Annotated in this window: 1 protein-coding gene and 2 pseudogenes; all 3 read left to right on the forward strand. The window is 42.3% G+C overall.

Annotated features, from left to right (window positions below; translation table 11 throughout):
* A pseudogene (locus ACIR310F_RS23490) lies at positions 1-295 on the forward strand (hypothetical protein); the annotation flags it as partial.
* A gap of 288 nt (positions 296-583) precedes the next feature.
* A pseudogene (gene sat, locus ACIR310F_RS24755) lies at positions 584-743 on the forward strand (sulfate adenylyltransferase); the annotation flags it as partial.
* Positions 744-1,067: 324 nt separating this feature from the next.
* Positions 1,068-4,562, forward strand: a 3,495-nt coding sequence (locus ACIR310F_RS21320; protein ID WP_081677542.1) for an alkaline phosphatase, incomplete at its 3' end; no start/stop codon positions are given.

The raw sequence follows: 4,562 nt of genomic DNA on the forward strand, positions 1-4,562 counted from the left end.
GTTCACTTCGGCTAGTCAAGGTCTAGATATTATCCAAGACTTTGGTATCGGTAGTGACCAAATATTGTTGAGTAAGTCTGTATTCGCTTCTTTGACCAGTGTAGTAAATGAGTTGGCTGTGGTTGAAGATGATGATTTGGCAGGTACTAGTAATGGGCTGATTGTCTATAGCTTTAGCAGTGGTAGTCTTTACTACAACCAAAATGGCGCGGCTGCGGGCTTTGGTGCTGGTGGTGAGTTTGCTATTCTCGCTACTGTTCCTACTCTGACTGCTAGTAATTTCTCTCTTGTTTAATGAGTAATTGGTTTAGTTAATCAGTGCTCTCTGAGGTGGGGGATGATTCTTAGGTAGCGATTCTTAGGTTGTGAGATCGCGCTATCATCTCCCACTTTTTTTTGTTTGATGCTGAAAAACTGCTAAAATCTTTTTTAACGGTAGAAGCAGAAGACTTTAGCTAACAACTGGCAACTAAAAATTAGAATTTCACAAAAATTTGATAAATTAATACATAATTTGCAACAATTAGGGAAACATTAGTTTGAGTTATGATCCAGAAGCAAATACCCCCACGGTGGAGAGTTAATTAATTGAGTTGCTTCGGCAGCATAAGGAGAAATATTTCTGGCTAAAGCTGACTTTTTACCCCGTGTGGAACTTGATGAACGAGCGGTTTGGAGATTTAGAAATGATTGCTGTTGGTGGTTTTAGTCTGTTGACTGGTTTTATGAACGAAGCAGATTACAAGATTTATTTTAACCTTTGCTCTATGGTGTTATGTTTTTCTGTGATTCTCGACCAGCATCACAGATGATCGTACTACTTTCTATAGAGTTTAATCTGTGGGATTTTCTTAAAATAACTTACTGTTTTTATGATTGCTGCTACTGTACTAGTGAGTTGTGCAAAGTGCTGGAAACTTATTATATAGATAAATACTTATTATCAAAATCAAGAAATTTAGGAAATAAATAAATTGTTCTTAACCTGTTGTGGTAACTGTTCTTAACATACGTATGATTATCTAAGTATTACTTGCAAAAACTAAATTAAGCGATTAAGAGGTTTTATGACAACAGGTAATCATGTTATTTTCATGCACCCAGATGGAACTAGTCCATCTCATTATGCTTTTGCAAGATTTGTAGATAAGGGTCCTGATGGACGGTTGAATTGGGACAAGATGTCCAATGCTGGTGTGTATCTGGGTCACATGGAAGACCAGTTGGGCGGCACATCTAATGCTGGTGCTGTGACTCACGCTACAGGTGTTAAGGTTTATGCGGAGTCTTTTGGTTATGAACTAGGGAATTTAGCGATTACATCTCTTTCTGGAACTACCAAAACTATTGTTGAAGAAGCTAGAGATGCAGGTAAGGTTACTGCTTTAGTTCAATCTGGGGCGATTTATGAGCCTGGTACAGCTGCTTTTGTTGCTAAGACACAGCAAATTACTAACGCCAATGGAAGTATCACTGTACCTCGCGCTCAAGCTGCGGAAATTGCCAGACAGGTAATTAACTCAGGTGTTGACTTTATCATGGGTGGTGGTGAACTGAATCTTTTGCCGGTTGGTACAAATGGTTTTCACGGTACTGCGGCTCAACTCGATGCTTTAAGCACTAATTCTTTAATACGCCCTACGGAAAACCTGATTGAACTGGCAAAGAGTAAAGGTTACACGGTTGTTTACAATGAAGACCAACTCAATGCTTTGCTGGCTTTGCCTGTAGCACCAACTAAAGTGTTGGGTGTATTTGCACCTGTTCATACTTTTAATGATCGGCCTGAAGAAGTTTTAGCAGCGAATAACTTACCACTATATGTGGATACGGCACCGACTATTGCTGAGATGCTGAGTGTAACCCAGAAGTTGATGGAAAAACACCCCAATTTCCAGAATGGTTCTATTGCTATTGTGGAGGAGGAAGGTACGGACAATTTCGGGAATAACAACAATGCTGCTGGAACTTTAGAGGGATTGCGCCGTACGGATGCGGCTATTGGTGTAGCAATGGACTTCATTAATAAGTATCCCAATACTTTGATGGTGACTGCTGCTGATAGCGATGCTGGTGGTTTACAAGTAGTTGATCCTCGTAATCCTGGAACAAATCTAGGTAATATTAATAATAATCCGACTACGACTGCTCGCAATGTACCTTTAGACGGTCAAACGGGAGCTAATACTTTACCTTTTGTCGCTGCTCCAGATGCTGATGGTGATGTGTTTGGGTTTGGTGTTGCTTGGGCGGGTACACCGGACTTTAGTGGTTCAATTGTTTCTAAAGCTCATGGTCTTAATGCAGATAAATTACCTGCAACTCTAGACAATACTAAGATTTATGAGTTGATGTACGAGACTCTATTCAATATTGAATTGGTATCTCGGAATCCTGACCCCACACCTGCCCCCAAAGCTACCAAGTCAACTGGGAATGTGATTTTTATCCATCCAGATGGTACAAGTCCTTCTCATTACATGGCAACCCGCAATGTTGATTTAGGTCCTGATGGTAGGCTCAACTGGGACAAGATGTCAAATGCTGGTGTCTATTTAGGACACATGGAAAACCAGTTAACTGGTACTTCCAATGCCGGGGCTGTCACTCATGCTAATGGTGTGAAGGTATTCAATGAGTCCTTTGGCTTGAATGAAGACCAATCTATTATTACTCCTGCTTCTGGTAAAGTTGGCTACACAATTTTAGAAGAGGCGATCGCTGCTGGTAAAGCAACCGCCCTTATTCAATCAGGTCATATTGGTGAGCCTGGAACAGCCGCTTTTGCTGCTGCCACTACTAACCGTGTTGGTAATAACATCCGCGCCCGTGATAAGACAGCCGAAATTGCCGAACAGGTAATTCGCTCTGGCACTCAAATCATCATGGCGGGGGGTGAAGTTTATCTACTACCTAAGGGTACTACTGGCTTCCACGTTACTGCCCAAATTGATGCTGCTTTCAGTGATTCTGAAGATCGCCCCACCACTAACCTGATTGATTTAGCAAAATCTTTGGGTTATAGCGTGGTTTACACGGAAGAACAAATGAATACTGCTGTGGCAAGCGCTACTGCTTCCACGAAGTTACTGGGAGTCTTTGCTGCTAACCACACCTTTAACGATCGCACTGAAGAAGCACTAGGACTCAACAGTGCCAATCCTCAGCCCCTATATTTAGCTACTGCGCCCACAGTGGCAGAGATGCTAGATGCGTCTTTAAAAATTCTCAACAAAGACCCTGATGGTTTCTTTGTGGTAGTGGAAGAGGAAGGTACAGACAACTTTGCTAATAACAACAATGCAGTTGGCACTATAGAAGCTGTACGCCGGGCTGATGCAGCGATCGGTGTAGCCATGAACTACATCAACACCATAGATCCTAATACTTTGGTGATTACAGCCGCAGATAGCGATGCTGGCGGATTGCAAGTATTCCAATTCGAGCCTTACACCCGTCCCGCTGGCAACTTTACCCCCAACAACCCCACACTGGCAAATACTGAGCCTAGTGCGCCATTTATTCGTGTTAACCCCACTACAACTAATACAAATCAGGCAGTTTTGGATGGTGTTAACGGCAGCACAGGTACAGCAGAAGCACCTTGGAAACCCTTTGCAGCAAAAAGCAGCATAGATGGAGCGATGGGTAACTTTGGTGTGGCTTGGGTCGGTACTCCCGATTTCCCTGGTAGCATTGTTGCCAAAGGCTATGGGATGAATGCCGAAAAGTTGCCTAGCACCTTGGACAATACCGTAATCTATGACCTCATGTACCAAACCATGTTTGGTGTCTACAATCTAATCAATGGTACAAGTGGTAACAATAGTCTCACAGCCACTACTAACCCAGATCGAATTTTGGGTAATGGAGGTAATGATACTATCACCTCAACTGTTGCTAACGCCGGACAAAATGACCTTTTCGATGGTGGCATAGACACAGATACCTTAGTAATATCTGGAGGAACAGCATCAACCACTTTAACATTGAATGTTGCCAATATTGCCAATACTAGCAATCAATTAATCGGTATTCCCGGACTGGTAGTTCAAAACTTTGAGATCTTCAATTTTGCTAACTTCTTGGGAACTCTCAACGCTACTGGTAGCACAGGCAATGACACTATTACTGCTGGTGCTGGTAACGATACCCTTGATGGTGGTGCAGGAACAAATAGTTTACGAGGTGGTCTTGGTAATGATACTTATATCATTAGTACCTTAACTAATACCATTACCGAAGCTGCTAATGCTGGAATAGATACTGTTCGATCATCTGTAACTTACACGCTGGCAACCAATGTAGAAAACCTAGTTCTTACAGGAACTACCGACCTGAATGGAACTGGTAATACCCTCAATAACACCTTAACTGGCAACATTGGTAATAACATCCTCAATGGTGGCATCGGTGCGGATACCCTGATTGGTGGTGCAGGTAACGACACTTATATTGTTGACAACGCAGGTGATGTGATTACGGAAGCAAATGGTGAAGGTAGAGATTTAGTACAATCATCTGTTACTTACACTCTGAGCGAAAATGTAGAAAACCTGACC

Origin of the sequence: Dolichospermum circinale AWQC310F (genome assembly GCF_000426925.1) — a bacterium.
GTDB classification, from domain to species: Bacteria; Cyanobacteriota; Cyanobacteriia; order Cyanobacteriales; family Nostocaceae; genus Dolichospermum; species Dolichospermum circinale.